The organism is Anaerotruncus rubiinfantis (assembly GCF_900078395.1).
GTDB classification, from domain to species: Bacteria; Bacillota; Clostridia; order Oscillospirales; family Ruminococcaceae; genus Anaerotruncus; species Anaerotruncus rubiinfantis.
Map to the genome: position 1 here is coordinate 1,772,417 of NZ_FKLA01000009.1, position 15,104 is coordinate 1,787,520.

Consider the following 15,104-nt stretch of genomic DNA (forward strand, 5'->3'; position numbering starts at 1 on the left):
ACATTTTGTCATCTTAGGAAAGGAATTTGGCAGCCAATGGAAATCATTGCGGAACCCCACAGCCACACAGTGGCCTGCAGTCACGCCTACAGCACCCTTTATGAAAATGTGCAGGCGGCAAAACAAAAAGGCCTTCGATTCCTCTGCTCGACCGAGCACGGCTCGGCCATGCCGGGCGCGCCTGAGCCGCTCTACTTTGGAAACCTGAAGACGTTGCCGGACGTAATAGATGGCATCATTGTTTTGAAGGGAGCGGAAGCAAACATCCTGGATTACGAAGGCAGCCTTGATGTGAAGCCTTCGCATCTGGAGAAACTTGGCTGGGTGATCGCTTCCTACCACGACGTCACCTGCCCGCACGCGTCCATCGCGGATCACACCGCCGGATGGATCGCGGTTGCAAAAAATCCGCTGGTCGATGTGATCGGGCACTGCGGAGACGAACGGTTCCGCTTTGATTACGAAGCGGGCGTTCAGGCGTTCGCCAAATATGGAAAGATTGTGGAAATCAATGCGCACTCTTTTGATTGCAGGCCGGGGGCATCGGAAAACTGCCGGGAAATTGCACTGCTCTGCAAGAAATACCGGGTTCCGGTGGTCTGTTCGTCCGACGCGCATTTCTTCACCCACATTGGTGAAACGAAAGCTGCGGAGGAGATGCTTTGTGAGATCGATTTTCCAGAGGAGCTCATCCTGAACGCAAATTATGACCGGTTTCTCTCGGTGGCGCGGGAAAAAACCGGCAGACAGCTCGTATGATGGAGGCAAGGCTGTAATATACTAAACTGAGCGAGGTGCATACCATGGGCTATTATGTGGGAATTGATCTCGGTGGGACAAATGTCGCGGTGGGGATCGTTGACGAGGAATATCGGATTATCGGGAAGGCGAACACAAAAACCAAGGCGTTCCATCCGGCCGAAGAGATTGCGGACGATATGGCCGCCACCACCCTAGAAGCGGCGAAAAACGCGGGGATTTCGATGCGCGAGGTCACATGGATCGGCGTGGGGACGCCCGGAACGGTAAATCCGGAAACCGGTGTGGTGGGGCTTGCGGCGAACCTTGGCTTTCACGATACGCCGCTCGCAAAGCTTGTTTCCGAACGGCTTAAAAAACCCCTCTACATTGAAAATGACGCGAACGCCGCCGCTTATGGCGAAATGATGGCGGGCGCGGCCAGCGGGCTCGAATCGGTCATTATGATCACGCTGGGCACCGGTGTTGGCGGCGGCATTATCATCGGTGGAAAAATCTATTCGGGATTTAACTATAAAGGCGCGGAACTTGGCCATCTTGGCATGGTTTATGACGGCGTGCCCTGCACCTGCGGGCGGCGCGGCTGTATCGAAAGCTATTGCTCGGTGACGGCGCTCATCCGGATCACGCGTGATGCGATGCAGCTCAACGCGAAATCGAAGATGTGGGATCTGGCGGACGGCAGCCTTGACAAGGTGAACGGCCGGACCGCGTTTGACGCAATGCGCGCCGGGGACCCGGCGGGCACAGCGGTAGTCGATCAGTATATCGACTATATTGCCTACGCTGTTTCGGGGATTATCAACCTGTTTCAGCCGCAGGCGGTGGTCATCGGCGGCGGCATCAGCAAAGAAGGCGAAACGCTGTTCGGACCGGTGCGGGAACGGGCCTATCCGCAGACTTTCAATCACGACCCGGAGAATTGCACCCGGATTTTGCAGGCAAAGCTTGGCAACGACGCGGGCATCATTGGTGCGGCGCTGCTGGGCAAACAATATTAATTTTATCTGACGGGGGAAAGCATGGAACAATTAAACGAGCTGGCAGCCTACTGTGCGGAAATCGGATGCGCCTGCTGGAAAGACGAACCGATGTCCGCGCACACCTCGTTTAAAATCGGCGGAAACGCTGACCTGATGATGAAACCGAAGGACGGAGAAATGGCGGCACTCCTTCTGCGCCGCGCAGGGGAGCTCGATGTGCCGGTTGCGATTGTTGGAAAGGGTTCCGACCTGCTGGTTTCCGACAAAGGGATTCGCGGCGGGGTGCTGTCGCTTGACGAACAGGCGGCGCAGCCAAAGCTGCTTGGCGAAACAGAGATCTCCTGCCCAGCGGGCGCGAGCCTCACGGCGCTTTGTGTCTTTGCGCAAAAACAGGGTCTTACCGGGTTGGAATTCGCTTATGGCATTCCTGGAAGTGTGGGCGGCGCGGTTTATATGAACGCGGGCGCTTACGGCGGGGAAATCCGTGACGTATTGGAAAAAGTGGATTATCTTGACACGGATGGGAATGCTTTGGAAAAAACAGCGGAGGAGCTGACGCTTTCCTACCGGCACAGCTGGTTCACTGACCATCCGGGATGTCTCATCACCGAAGCGGTTTTTTCGCTTCAAAAAGGCGGACCGGCTGCGATTAAGGCAAAGATGGATGATCTGATGCAGCGGCGTGTCGCCAAACAGCCGCTTGAATATCCGAGCGCGGGCAGCACCTTTAAGCGGCCGTCAGGCGCTTATGCTTCGGCGCTGATCGACCAGTGCGGACTCAAGGGCGTGCGCGTCGGCGGCGCGATGGTGAGCGAAAAGCACGCGGGCTTCCTCATCAATTATGACCACGCGACCTGTGAGGATGTCCGCCGTCTCGTGCGGCTGGTGCAGAATACGGTACAAGAAAAGACCGGTTACCGGTTGGAATGTGAAATTAAACTTTTGGGCGAAGACGGCTGAGTCCGGCTGCGCCGCTGCCCCAATCCGGGGCGCAGGGAGGCGGGTATGGAATTTGTAATCATCACCGGCATGTCCGGTTCGGGAAAGTCCCGCGCGATCGCGGCGATGGAGGATATCGGCTACTATTGTGTCGATAATTTGCCGCCGAAGATGGTGCGGGCGTTCACCGATCTCTGCATGCAGGCCGACCAGAAGGCCGAAAAGGTCGCGATCGTCATCGATGCGCGCAGCCGGGAGATTTTCGGAGATATTTTCGATGAGCTGGAAGAATTTTTTGAGTCGGCAAGCGGTTTTCGCATCCTGTTTCTTGACTGCGACGACGCCACCCTTATCCAGCGTTATAAGGAAACACGCCGCCGCCATCCGTTGATGGATGAACAGAACACTTCGATTGAGGAGGCGGTCGCGCAGGAGCGCAGTCTGCTCGAACGAATGCGGCAGAATGCGGATTATGTGGTCGATACCACCTACCTTTCGGTGAATCAGCTGCGGGAAAAGATCGTGGCAATGTTTCTGGACGACAAAAACCAGTCGATGCTGGTCAACTGCATGTCGTTCGGTTTTAAGTACGGTTTGCCGAAAGAGGCAGATCTGGTTTTCGACGTGCGCTGTCTGCCGAATCCGTTTTATGTCCCGGAGCTCAAATCCCAGACCGGGCTGGATGCGCCGGTGCGGGAGTATGTGCTCCAGTGGGAACAGGCGCAGAACCTGATTCCCAAGCTCTTTGACCTGGTCGATTATCTGCTGCCGCTCTACCGTGACGAAGGCAAGACCCAGCTTACGATAGCGGTCGGCTGCACCGGAGGAAAGCACCGTTCGGTGGTGTTCGCGCAGCTTTTGGGGGAACATATGAAGGAGCAGAAGGTGCGCACCACCGTGACGCATCGGGATATCGCAAAACATAAGGAGTAGTCATGTCATTTGCGTATCATGTGAAAAATGAAATCTGCCAGAACAGGCCGTTTCGCCAGCGCAGCCGCAAAGCGTTGGCCTACGGCCTTTTGCTGTTTGGAAAAACCTTTGGGGAGGAGAGTATCTCGATCCACACCGAACATAAGGTCGTGGCACGGCTTTATGCCGACAGTATCACCGACCTTGTGGGCCTTTCGGAGAGCATCACGATGCGGGAGGTCAAACGCCAGGATCGCCGAAGCGTCTATATCGTTAATGTGGACGGGCTTTCCGACCGGATCGCGGTGCTTTCCTATTTCGGCTGCAAAGCCGGCGAGGATTGTATGCGTATCCGGGAGGGGCGGCTTTCGGAACGCGAACGGCCGGTTTTCCTTGCGGGGGCGTTTTTGGCCTGCGGCGGGATTGCCGATCCGGAAAAGAGCTATCAACTCGAATTTGCGATGCCGCAGAAAGAGCTCTGCGACGACCTGGAGGCATTTCTGACCGAATACCTTTCGGAACCGAAGCGGACGACTCGCCGCAATGATTATCTGCTCTATTATAAAGAAAGTGAACACATAGAGGACCTGCTCACCTATATTGGCGCGCCAAAGTCCGCTCTGGAGCTGATGGAGGTGAAGATTGTCAAGGAGGTGCGCAACCGGGTTAACCGGGAGACCAACTGCGAGACCGCCAACATCGGCAAAACGATTGACGCCGCGATGCCGCAGGTCGAAGCGATCGGCCGGATTGCGGCCACCTGCGGGTTTGGGGCGCTCGACGAGGATCTGCGGGAGCTGGCGCAGCTGCGGCTTGACAATCCGGAGATGTCGCTGCGGGAATTGGGCGCGGCGCTTTCCAGCCCGATCTCGCGCTCCGGCGTGAACCACCGGCTTCGGAGAATTTTGGAGTTTGCAAAAACAATTGGATAAAGGAGGGCTATCTGTGATTTTAACGACTACGCCTTCGATCGAAGGCAAAGCGATCAAAGAGTATAAGGGTATTGTGTTTGGGGAGGTGGTCTCTGGGGTGGACTTCGTCAAAGACTTCACGGCGGGACTTTCAAACTTTTTCGGGGGGCGGTCCGGCACCTATGAGGAGGAGCTGCTGCGTGCGCGGGAAGAAGCGATGAGCGAGCTTTCCGAACGGGCGCGCGCGCTCGGAGCGAACGCGGTGGTCGGAATCGACATCGATTATGAAGTGCTTGGCGCAAACAACGGTATGCTGATGGTGACCGCATCCGGTACGGCGGTTTGGTATGAATAAAATCCGGGAGGGATTTTCACATGGGCGATTTTGCACATCTGCACGTACATACGGAATACAGCCTTTTGGACGGCGCCTGCCGGATTGAGCGGCTGATCGAACGCGCTAAAGCTCTGGGGCAAAGTTCGATCGCGATCACGGACCATGGTGTGATGTTCGGCGTGATCGATTTTTATAAGTGTGCGAAGAAAAGCGGCGTCAAGCCGGTGATTGGGTGTGAGGTGTATGTCGCGCCGCGCACCCGCTTTGACAAGGTGCATAAGGTGGATTCATCACCGTACCATCTGGTGCTGCTCTGTAAAGACAACACCGGCTATCAGAACCTGATCAAAATGGTCTCAACCGGTTTTGTGGAGGGCTTCTACGGCAAGCCCCGCATCGACCGCGATCTGCTCGAAAAATACCACGAGGGGCTGATCTGCCTGTCCGCCTGCCTGGCGGGAGAGATGCCCCGGCTGCTGGCCGCCGGGGATTACGAAGAAGCGAAGAAAACCGCCCTCTGGTACCGCGACCTGTTTGGACCGGAGGACTACTTTATCGAGATCCAGGATCATGGGATCCCGCTGCAGCGGCAGATCCTGCCGGACCTTCGGAAGCTCGCGCAGGAGACAGGCGTTGGGCTTGTGGCGACAAACGACGCGCATTATATCGAAAAAGAGGACGCCAAGATGCAAAGCGTCCTCATTTGTATCCAGACAAATACCACGGTGGACGAGCCAGGCGACCTGGAATTTGAAACCGAAGAGTTCTACATCAAATCTCGTGAGGAGATGGAGGATCTTTTCAAAAATTTTCCCGGCGCGATTGAAAACACCCTGAAGATAGCGCAGCGGTGCAACGTCGAATTTGAATTCGGCAATACCAAACTGCCGCTTTTTGTTGCGCCGGGTGGGGAAGACAACCGCGATTATTTCCGACGGCTTTGCTACGAAGGGCTGCGCCGTTACTATGGAGAAAACCCCGAGCCGGAGATCGCGCAGCGGCTGGAATATGAGCTCGGAATCGTCGAAAAGATGGGATATGTGGATTATTATCTCATCGTTTTCGATTTTATCAACTATGCGAAAAGCCAGGGCATCCCGGTTGGGCCGGGGCGCGGTTCGGGCGCGGGAAGCCTCGCGGCCTACTGCATCGGCATCACCGGAATCGACCCGATCAAATATAATCTGCTGTTCGAACGTTTTTTAAACCCGGAGCGGATCAGCATGCCCGACTTTGATATCGATTTCTGCTACGAACGGCGGCAGGAGGTCATCGACTATGTTGTGCAGAAGTACGGCCCCGATCATGTGGCGCAGATCATCACCTTTGGTACAATGGCCGCGCGCGGCGCGATCCGGGACGTGGGGCGCGCGCTCGGTATGCCGTATCAGCAGGTGGACGGCATCGCAAAACTGGTGCCCAACGAGCTCAAGATGACGCTTGATAAAGCGATTAAGGTTTCAAACGATCTCAAGGAGTCGATGAACCAAGACCCGAAGGTCCGCCAGCTGCTGGACATGGCGCGCAAGATCGAGGGTATGCCCCGCCACGCCTCAACCCATGCGGCCGGCGTGGTCATTACCCGTGACCCGGTGGACACCTATGTACCGCTTTACAAGGCGGAGGAGACGATGCCGGTCACCGAGTTCACCATGACGACGCTCGAAGAGCTGGGGCTGCTTAAAATGGACTTCCTGGGGCTTCGTACGCTGACGGTCATCAGCTATGCGGAAAAGGAAGTGCGCAAATACAGTGCAGGTTTCAATATCAATGAGATTCCATTGGACGACCCGGACACCTTCGCAATGCTCACAAAAGGGCAATGCGTAGGCGTCTTCCAGTTCGAGTCCGCGGGCATGCGGGGTGTGATCGCACAGCTGCACCCAACCTCGATCGAAGATCTCATAGCGGTCATTTCACTTTACCGGCCAGGCCCTATGGATTCGATCCCGATCTATATCCGCAACCGCCACAATCCCGAGCTTGTCACCTATAAACATCCGCTTTTAAAGCCAATCCTGGAAGTTACACACGGCTGCATTGTCTATCAGGAGCAGGTTATGCAGATCTGCCGTGAGCTTGGCGGCTATTCCTACGGCCGCGCCGATCTGGTGCGGCGCGCAATGAGTAAGAAAAAGCATGACGTGATGGAGAAGGAACGGGGAGTCTTTGTCGAGGGATGCCTGAAGAACGGCGTTTCTGCCGAAATTGCAAACCAGATTTTTGACGAGATGAGTTCGTTTGCGTCCTACGCATTCAATAAATCCCACGCGGCGGCCTACGCGTTTGTTTCCTATCAGACGGCGTACCTCAAATGCCATTATCCAAAGGAATTTATGGCGGCGCTGCTCACCAGCGTGCTCGACAATACCGACAAGGTGATCGAATATATCGGGGAATGCGGCAAGCTTGGCATCCGGGTGCTGCCGCCGGATGTGAATACATCGGGTGAAGGATTCACCGTGACGGAAGACGGGATCCGGTTCGGCCTGCTCGCGGTCAAGAATATCGGCCGCGGCTTTATCCGCGAGCTGCTTGCTGAGCGGGAAAATGACGGAAAGTTCAAAACCTTTACAGATTTTGCGGAGCGGATGTACGGCAAGGAAATGAACAAGCGCGCTGTTGAGAGCTTCATCAAGTCGGGCGCGCTCGACTGTGTCTGTCCGAACCGCCATCAGATGCTGGAAGGTTATGAAAGCGTGCTGGATGACATCGATGCGGCGCAGAAGCGCAATATCGCGGGTCAGATCAATCTCTTTGATGCACCGGCGGCGAGCGCGCATCGGGAGCATGTGCTCCCGGATGTGGAGGAGCTGGAACCCGCGAAGCTGCTTGCAATGGAAAAAGAGACGACTGGCCTTTATATCAGCGGGCATCCGTTGGCACGGTATAACGACCTGATTGGCCGGCATCACTGCACGTTGGTCGCGGATATTTCCCAGTCGGAGGAACGGGGCAGCAATATCCGCGATGGCGAAACGGTCTATGTCGCTGCGATCGTCAATTCCAAACGGCTCAAATCTACCCGCGGCGGAGAAATGATGGCCTTTATCCATCTGGAAGACACGACCGGCGGCATCGAAATGCTCACCTTCCCGAAAGTCCTGGCGCAGACCTCCGCAAAGCTTACGGAGGGAACGGTTGTGGTGGTGAGGGCCCGCGTTTCTATGCGGGAGGAGGAAGAAGCCAAGTTGATTTGCGAAGACGCCTGGCTGCCGGAAAACTTTACCCGCACGCCGGCGCAGCAAAAGCCCGCCGCAGGACAGAAACGCAGCAAAAACCCCGGGCTTTACCTGCGGTTGGAAAGCAGCGAAACGCCGGTTTTTGAAAGGGTGAAGAATCTGCTCTCCATCTTCGATGGAGTCAATGCGGTGTATTTCTTTTTTCAGGATACAGGAAAATATAATGTTGCGGCCAAGACGCTTTGGGTTGACTGGAATCCGGTATTGGAGCGGGAACTGAAAAAATTGTTGGGCGAAGCAAACGTAGTTTTCCGAGTATGAATAGAAAAGCTTTGAAATTGTATGATAATATAGTAAAATTTGATAAAGATGAATGTGATCGCTTGAACAGGATAACGAGATCCAGTATAATGATACACGGTCAACAAGATTGTTTTTTCTGTATCAATCTACGCTAGAATCGGGCGGGAAATCCGCAGGGAGGACGCGAACTATGGAAAACAGGCAAAAGACGATTGGTGTTTTAACGAGCGGCGGCGACGCACCGGGTATGAATGCGGCAGTCCGGTCGGTTGTCCGAAGCGCACTTTACAAGAATATCCGTGTCATTGGTATCCGGCGCGGATATACCGGCCTTTTGGCGCGCGACATGGTGGAAATGAACCTGCGCAGCGTCTGCGATACGCTGCACCGCGGCGGCACTGTGCTCTACACTGCACGCTGTCCGGAATTTGCAACTGATGAGGGCGTGGAGCTTGGCAAGCAGGTCTGCGAGGAGATCGGTATTGACGGCCTTGTCGTCATCGGCGGTGACGGTTCTTTCCGCGGCGCCCGCGACCTGTCGCTCAAAGGAATTCCCTGCATTGGTATTCCCGGTACCATCGATAATGACATCGCATCCAGTGACTATACAGTCGGTTTTGATACGGCGGTCAATACGGTCATGGATATGGTCGATAAACTGCGCGACACCTCCCAGTCCCACGACCGCTGTTCGGTCGTCGAGGTGATGGGCCGCCGCTGCGGCGACATTGCCCTGCACGCCGGTATCGCCTGCGGCGCGGTTGCGATTCTTGTGCCGGAGATGCCCTTCACCATAGAAGGCATTGTCGAAAAGATGCAGCGAACCCTGCGTACCGGAAAAAAGCACTTCATTGTCATGGTTGCGGAAGGAGTGACCCATGCGGGTGGCATCGGCTCGGTGCATGATCTTGCTGAGGAGATTGAGAAACGCACCGGCGTGGAAACCCGCGCGACTGTTCTGGGGCATGTGCAGCGCGGCGGCGCACCGACCGCCCGGGAACGTGTGCTCGCGAGCGAAATGGGCTTTCATGCGGTTGAGCTGCTGGAACAGGGTATCGGAAACCGTGTCGTGATCAGCCACGAAAATAAGATTGTCGATTATGATATTCTGGAAGCGCTGAATATGAAAAAAGATTTTAATAAGCGCCTTTACGAGATTGCGGACGCCATCTCGATTTGAGGAAGGAAAAGCTCCTGTTTTGGCAGGGGCTTTTTTGATTGCGGTTTTGTCTGTTATTTGGTACAATGGCAGGGTATGGAGGTGGTTCAAATGAACAAAAAAATTTGGCGGGTTTTGCTGCTGTCGCTCGTCACCGGGCTTATCCACACAGTAGTTACGCATTTTGCGGTGCAGGCCATGGTAAGGGGAACCAGCGAATGGACGCCTGAAATGGGGAACCGGCTTTTCGTCCTGACCTTTTCGCTGGCCATACTTTTAATTCTCATTTCCGGGATTCTGGGCCTGCGGGGATTCACCCGCAGAGAGGCTGCAAAGTCAGCCGCGCTGATGAGTGGGTATTACCTGATCTGTTTCCTGCTCGAACAGGCGTCCCAGCAACTCGGGCTTTTCGGAGTAATGTCATTTGTCGATTTGTTCCTGTTCATTCCGTTGGCGGTCTATACCGAGATCTTTTCGCTGCTGATGCGGCTGACCGGTTTGAGCGCTTATCTTTTGGTATGGCCGTGCTTGCTGCTGCCGTTTCTCTATGCCCTTTTCGCGCGCCCGGGGAAAGCCGTCCCCCAAAATGCGGCAGAAATGCCGGACGGGCTGTGCTATCATGAAAAGGACAAGGGGGAGTAAAAGATGTTTTGGAAGAAAGCGCTGGAAAAGCCATATGTCGCCTGCATTGTCCCAGCGGCGGGAAATTCGACCCGCATGAATGGGATTGACAAGCAGTTCGAGGAAATTGAAGGCATGCCGGTCATTGTGCGTACGCTGCAGGCGCTCTCCTGGAGCGACTGGATCGATGAGATTGTCATCGTAGCGCGGCAGGCGGACATCCCGGATATGCTCGCGCTGATCCGCGCTTATGCGATCCCAAAGGTCCGATCGGTCGTGACAGGTGGAGACACCCGCCGCAAGTCGGTCGAATGCGGGCTGGCGGCGGTGAGCGAGCAGACACAGTATATTGCCGTCCACGACGGCGCGCGGCCGCTGGTGCCGCAGCAGGTGATCGCGGATGCGGTGATGGACGCTTTTCGCTGCGGCGCGGCTGCGGCCGCGGTGCCGGTGGTGGATACAATCAAGGTTGCGGACGCGGACCGCAAAATCGTCGACACGCCGGACAGAAGGCGGCTATACGCGGTACAGACGCCGCAGGTGTTTGAGATTGCGCGTTACCGGCAGGCTGTGCGGGAGGCAAAGGGCGATTTCACTGACGACTGCCAGATGCTGGAATCGATCGGGCAGCCGGTTTATCTGACCAAGGGAGACTACATAAACCTGAAAATTACGACGCCGGTCGACCTGCTGACAGCGCAGGCGATCGTACTGGCACAAGAGGGAGAACGGTTATGAAGATGCGGATTGGACATGGATACGACGCACATCGGCTGTTGGAAGGCCGGAAGCTGGTTCTCGGCGGGGTTGAAATCCCATATGAAAAAGGACTGCTCGGGCATTCGGACGCGGACGTGCTGACCCACGCGGTGATGGATGCGATCCTCGGCGCGCTGGCAATGGGGGATATCGGTACGCTATTCCCGGACAGTGATCCGTCCTATAAGGATGCGGACAGCGTCCGCCTGCTCACAAAGGTGCGGATGCTGATGGAACAGATGGGCTGGCAGCTCGGTAATCTCGACGTGACGGTCATTGCGCAGGCGCCGAAGCTGAAGCCGTATATTTCGCAGATGCGGGAAATCATCGCACAAACCTGCGCCGCACAGCTTGCGGATGTGAACATCAAAGCGACGACCGAGGAAAAGATGGGTTTTACCGGCAGCGGCGAAGGAATTTCGGCGCACGCGGTCTGCATTCTGGAGGCGGCGGGGGATTCGCTTCAAACAGGCCGGTAGGAGCGGCCAGGCGACAGGGACGCGCCTTTGCGCATAAGATGATACAGCGGTATTGCATGCCGCTGTATTTTGTTATGTTAGGGGAATTTTTTATGGCAAATATAGATCATCCGCTTTTGGTGGTGCGTTCGATCACCAACGCGATGAGAGGACAGAAGATACTGGAACAGAACGGAATCCCGGCCTATGTGCAGCGCAATACCCTGCCAAGCAGCAAACAGGGCTGCGGCTATGCCCTGAAGATCACCGGCAGCGTGGAGAAGGCGGTCAATCTGCTCGCTGCCGCTGACATCAAGGTGACTGAGATACAGGGAGGTTAAGCGGATGACCTATTTTGACAACGCCGCTACAACCTTCCCAAAACCGCTTGCTGTCAAGGCGGCTGTCGACCAGGCTCTGGTGCGGTACGGCGCGAACCCGGGCCGCAGCGGACATGACCTTTCGGTGGAAACGGCCGAACAGGTATTTGGGGTGCGCACCAAAGCGGCCGCTTTCTTCGGCGCGGCGGATGAATCGCAGATCGTTTTTACCCAGAACTGCACCTACGCGGTCAACATCGTGATCAAGGGACTTCTCTGCCATGGCGATCATGTGATCATCTCGGATCTCGAACACAATGCCGTCCTGCGTCCGGTGCACGCGCTGGCGACCCGTGGGGTCATCACCTACAGTATGGCAAAAACCTCGCTCGACGACGAGGAAACGGTCGACGCTTTCCGGCGGCTGATCCGTCCGGAAACAAGGGCGATCATCACAACGCACGCGTCGAATGTGTTTGGCGTTAAAATACCGATTGAAAAGCTGGCGGTTCTCGCGCGGCAATATGGGTTATACTTTATCGTGGATGCCGCGCAGACGGCAGGCGTGGAACCGATCGACGTGTCCGGCATGGGAATCGATTTTCTCTGTACCGCCGGGCATAAAAGTCTCTACGGCCCGACCGGAACCGGGCTGCTCATCACCGCGCTCGGAAGCCGGCTTACACCGTTGGCGGAAGGCGGCACAGGCAGCGTTTCGGCGGACTATAACCAGCCGGATTTCATGCCGGACCGGCACGAATCCGGCACGCTCAACACGGTCGGCATCCTTGGGCTTGGCGCGGGGATTGACTTTGTAAACCGTCACGGAATCGGGCGCATCGCGCATTATGAAACAATGGTCGCACGGTGTATCTATGATGAAATCAGTACGGAACCGAATGTGGTTCTTTATACGCCCGCGCCGCAGCAAGGTGTGAACCTGCCTGTTTTAAGCTTCAATATCAAAGGAAAGTCTTCAGAGGAGACGACCGGGCTCTTAAACCAGGCGGGCTTTGCGCTGCGCGGCGGACTGCACTGCGCGCCGTCCGCGCATGAAAAGTACGGCACGCTTGACGGCGGAACCGCGCGGATCAGCGTTGGGGCGTTCAATACGGTGGAGCAGGGATACGACCTGGCTTGCGCGATCAAACGGATTGCGCGTGCGGGTGGGTAAGTGCTGCCGGAGGGATCAAAAAAAAGATTGATTTCATACCAGGATGTGATAAAATAGTAGAGGGAGTGCGCACGTGGGTTTTGTCCGCCTGTGTGTTCCGAAAGCCGAAGGAGATTAAAAGCATGACAAGATTCCTCTACCTGATGGATACTTTCCGGACGATCCATTGGTACGATATTTTAGATATCCTCATCGTTGCATATTTGATTTATCAGGCGATCAAGCTTGTGCGCGAGACACGCGCCGCCCAGCTGGTCAAGGGCATCGGGGCGCTGCTCGCGCTCAATCTGCTTGCGGACAAGGTTGGACTGCAGACGATGAGTTTTCTCATGTCCAATATCCTGCAGATTGGGCTGTTCGCGCTGGTGGTTGTGTTCCAGCCGGAACTGCGCCGCGCGCTGGAGCAAGTTGGGCGTACCCGGATTTCGAAACTGAATGTGTTCTCCCAGGGCCTTAACGAGCAGCAGACCAGAGAGGGCTGGCGCAAATTCATCGCGGCGCTTGTGGATGAGGCGGCTTCACTTTCCCGCCAGAAGATCGGCGCGCTGGTGGTCATCGAACAGAAAACCAAACTTGGGGACATCATCAAGACCGGTACCATCATTGATTCCGCGCCCACACCGGAGCTCATCGGGAATATCTTTTTCCCGAATTCCCCGCTGCATGACGGCGCGATGATTGTGCGTGACGGCCGGCTTTACGCGGCCGGATGCTTTCTGCCGCTTTCCGATAATTCAGAGATCAGCCGGGAGCTGGGGACCCGCCACCGCGCCGCGCTCGGCATGAGCGAAGCCAGCGACGCAATCATTGTGGTCGTTTCAGAGGAGACAGGGCTGATTACCGTCTGCCAAAACGGACGGTTGGAACGCGGCTACAGCCTGCCGCGGCTGGAGGAGCTGCTCAAAAACACGTTGATCCCGGAGAAGGCTGTTTCTGAACCTTCCGAAAAGAAATTTGAACTGTGGAAGGGGAAGAAAAAATGAAAATAAGTTTTTCCAAGCTGTTTGACAACAAACGGTTTTTGATGTTTTTTTCCCTGGCTCTGGCAATTATCGCCTGGCTCATCACCGTTACGGCGATCAATCCGAACACGCGCGATGAAATCGACGGAATTGAGGTCAACATCGCGGAAGCCCCCACCACCGTGGCCATTTTGGAACCGCTCAACCTGAACATTGTGGAAGGCGCTTTTGCCACTGTTTCGGCAGTGGTCGAAGGGCCGCGGTATATCGTGGGCGGTTTGTCGGGATCGGATATCGATGTGGTGGCCGAGCTTTCCGGCATCAGCAGTTATGGCACCTACGACGTGAAGCTTTCCGGAAGCGACAAGTTCGGCAAGGGTTTCACCGTGCTGGAGATAAAGCCAAAAACCATCCAAATCCGGGTTGACCGCAAAGCAACCAAAAAATTCTCGATCTCCTCGGATATTGAAGGACTGAAGGTGCCGGATGGATATATCCGTTCGGATGTGGTTGTGAGCCCGAAGGAGGTCACGATCACCGGTCCGGAGGCGGATGTCAATCGGATTGATAAATGTGTGGCGGCAGCGGTCTTTGACGAGCCGCTGACCGCGAACCGGACGGTTAAGAGTGATATCATGCTTTACGACAGTGAGGGAAACGAGATCGATAAATCTCTGCTGACGATGGACCCGGTGTCGGTGGATATTACTGTTCCAGTGCTCAAGAAGAAGAACCTGCCGGTTAAGTTTGAGTACCTCTATCTGCCGAAGGGTATGCCGCGGGACCCGCTCGATTATACCCTTTCGGAGGGGTCCATCGAGGTTGCCGGGCCGGCAAATATGGTTGATCTCTATGAGGATCTCAATATCGGCTATGTCGATTTCAGCGAGATCACCAAGGATAAGGTCTTTGTATTCCCGGTGGAATTGCCGAGCGGCTTTATCAATCTGGAGGACGTTACCCGCATCAGCCTCTCGTTTGACACGGAGAATATGGTGACCGGAGATTTTGCGGTGACCAACATCAAAGCGACTAATGTTCCGGTCAACTATGAAGTCACAGTTGAAACGCCGCGAATCACCGGCGTTCATATGATCGGCGAAGCGGAGATTATGGAGACGCTCACCTCTGACGACCTGGTCGCGGAGGTCGACATCTCCGACCGCGAGATTACGCCGGGACCATATAACCTCCCGGTGCGCATTTCGGCTCCAAGCAAGGGGATTGTCTGGGCCACCGGTGAGTATACCGCGGTTGTGACCATCAAGGAAAAATAAACGCAGATACCGGGGGCGTCCGAAACTTTGGACGCCCCCGATTTATTT

15 protein-coding genes are annotated in these 15,104 nt (G+C 55.6%); all 15 read left to right on the forward strand.

Going from position 1 to position 15,104, the window contains the following annotated elements; genetic code table 11:
* The first annotated feature begins 36 nt into the window (after positions 1-36).
* The 15 genes from BN4275_RS13985 to BN4275_RS14055 all read left to right on the forward strand — a co-directional run bounded on the left by BN4275_RS13985 (position 37) and on the right by BN4275_RS14055 (position 15,056).
* Positions 37-759: a phosphatase gene (locus BN4275_RS13985; RefSeq protein WP_066459377.1), complete on the forward strand. Its 723-nt coding sequence runs from the start codon at positions 37-39 to the stop codon at positions 757-759.
* Positions 760-803: 44 nt separating this feature from the next.
* Positions 804-1,760, forward strand: coding sequence for an ROK family protein (locus BN4275_RS13990; RefSeq protein ID WP_066459379.1), 957 nt, complete (start codon positions 804-806; stop codon positions 1,758-1,760).
* 21 nt (positions 1,761-1,781) lie between these two features.
* Positions 1,782-2,702, forward strand: coding sequence for a UDP-N-acetylmuramate dehydrogenase (gene murB, locus BN4275_RS13995; protein ID WP_066459382.1), 921 nt, complete (start codon positions 1,782-1,784; stop codon positions 2,700-2,702).
* Between the two features lie 45 nt (positions 2,703-2,747).
* Positions 2,748-3,614, forward strand: a complete 867-nt coding sequence (rapZ, locus tag BN4275_RS14000) for an RNase adapter RapZ (RefSeq protein ID WP_066459384.1) — start codon at positions 2,748-2,750, stop codon at positions 3,612-3,614.
* 2 nt (positions 3,615-3,616) lie between these two features.
* Positions 3,617-4,525: a DNA-binding protein WhiA gene (whiA, locus tag BN4275_RS14005; RefSeq protein ID WP_066459386.1), complete on the forward strand. Its 909-nt coding sequence runs from the start codon at positions 3,617-3,619 to the stop codon at positions 4,523-4,525.
* 13 nt (positions 4,526-4,538) lie between these two features.
* Complete coding sequence (locus tag BN4275_RS14010) at positions 4,539-4,859, forward strand: putative heavy metal-binding protein (RefSeq protein ID WP_066459387.1); 321 nt, start codon at positions 4,539-4,541, stop codon at positions 4,857-4,859.
* Between the two features lie 20 nt (positions 4,860-4,879).
* The gene (locus BN4275_RS14015; protein WP_066459388.1) at positions 4,880-8,344 is read left to right on the forward strand and encodes a DNA polymerase III subunit alpha; all 3,465 of its coding nucleotides are present in this window, start codon (positions 4,880-4,882) and stop codon (positions 8,342-8,344) included.
* Positions 8,345-8,516: 172 nt separating this feature from the next.
* Positions 8,517-9,506 (forward strand): 6-phosphofructokinase, encoded by a 990-nt coding sequence (pfkA, locus tag BN4275_RS14020; RefSeq protein WP_066459393.1) that lies wholly within the window; start codon positions 8,517-8,519, stop codon positions 9,504-9,506.
* A gap of 90 nt (positions 9,507-9,596) precedes the next feature.
* Positions 9,597-10,127 (forward strand): hypothetical protein, encoded by a 531-nt coding sequence (locus tag BN4275_RS14025; RefSeq protein WP_066459394.1) that lies wholly within the window; start codon positions 9,597-9,599, stop codon positions 10,125-10,127.
* Positions 10,128-10,130: 3 nt separating this feature from the next.
* Positions 10,131-10,844: a 2-C-methyl-D-erythritol 4-phosphate cytidylyltransferase gene (gene ispD / locus BN4275_RS14030; RefSeq protein WP_066459395.1), complete on the forward strand. Its 714-nt coding sequence runs from the start codon at positions 10,131-10,133 to the stop codon at positions 10,842-10,844.
* Between the two features lie 2 nt (positions 10,845-10,846).
* Positions 10,847-11,344 carry a 2-C-methyl-D-erythritol 2,4-cyclodiphosphate synthase gene (ispF, locus tag BN4275_RS14035; RefSeq protein ID WP_066460458.1) on the forward strand — a complete coding sequence of 166 codons (498 nt, stop codon included), beginning with the start codon at positions 10,847-10,849 and terminating at the stop codon, positions 11,342-11,344.
* Between the two features lie 92 nt (positions 11,345-11,436).
* Positions 11,437-11,664, forward strand: a complete 228-nt coding sequence (locus BN4275_RS14040) for a putative Se/S carrier protein (RefSeq protein ID WP_066460459.1) — start codon at positions 11,437-11,439, stop codon at positions 11,662-11,664.
* Positions 11,665-11,668: 4 nt separating this feature from the next.
* Positions 11,669-12,817, forward strand: coding sequence for an aminotransferase class V-fold PLP-dependent enzyme (locus tag BN4275_RS14045; protein ID WP_066459397.1), 1,149 nt, complete (start codon positions 11,669-11,671; stop codon positions 12,815-12,817).
* 122 nt (positions 12,818-12,939) lie between these two features.
* Entirely contained in the window at positions 12,940-13,800 is an 861-nt protein-coding gene (gene cdaA / locus BN4275_RS14050) for a diadenylate cyclase CdaA (RefSeq protein WP_066459399.1), read from the forward strand.
* A complete protein-coding gene (locus BN4275_RS14055) occupies positions 13,797-15,056 on the forward strand; it encodes a CdaR family protein (RefSeq protein ID WP_066459400.1) in 1,260 nt (419 codons plus the stop codon). The genes cdaA and BN4275_RS14055 overlap by 4 nt, the downstream gene beginning before the upstream one ends.
* Positions 15,057-15,104 lie beyond the last annotated feature (48 nt).